Source organism: Shewanella sp. S1-49-MNA-CIBAN-0167 (assembly GCF_040310145.1).
GTDB lineage: Bacteria > Pseudomonadota > Gammaproteobacteria > Enterobacterales > Shewanellaceae > Shewanella > Shewanella psychromarinicola.
Genome location: NZ_JBEOPO010000201.1, coordinates 1 through 286, shown reverse-complemented (window position 1 = coordinate 286; position 286 = coordinate 1). Strand labels below are relative to the sequence as shown.

At 46.2% G+C, this 286-nt stretch carries 1 protein-coding gene; it reads right to left on the bottom strand.

All coding sequences use genetic code 11. The features are described from left to right. Positions 1 to 286, bottom strand: a 286-nt coding sequence (locus tag AAEZ00_RS21015; protein ID WP_502959354.1) for a glycosyltransferase family protein, incomplete at both ends; no start/stop codon positions are given.

Sequence of the window (286 nt, the reverse complement as noted above, 5' to 3'; positions counted from 1 at the left end):
CGACGTGATAATGTCACCATCGACTTTGCACTCATGATACTGTCAGCATCAAGCACTAACATTGCCTCATAATCACCGCCCCAACGCTGAACCCAGTCGCCGATATTACCGGCTTTACGTTCACTGTTTTGGTGACGACGACGGTAATAAACCGGACACTGTGGTTGGCTGTTATTGATAAGATCCACAAAAGTCTGTTCCTCAGCAATCCATGCATCAGCTCGATTAGTGTCACTGAGAATAAAGAAAGCATATTTACCCGGTGCGGTAGCGATTAAATCTGCAC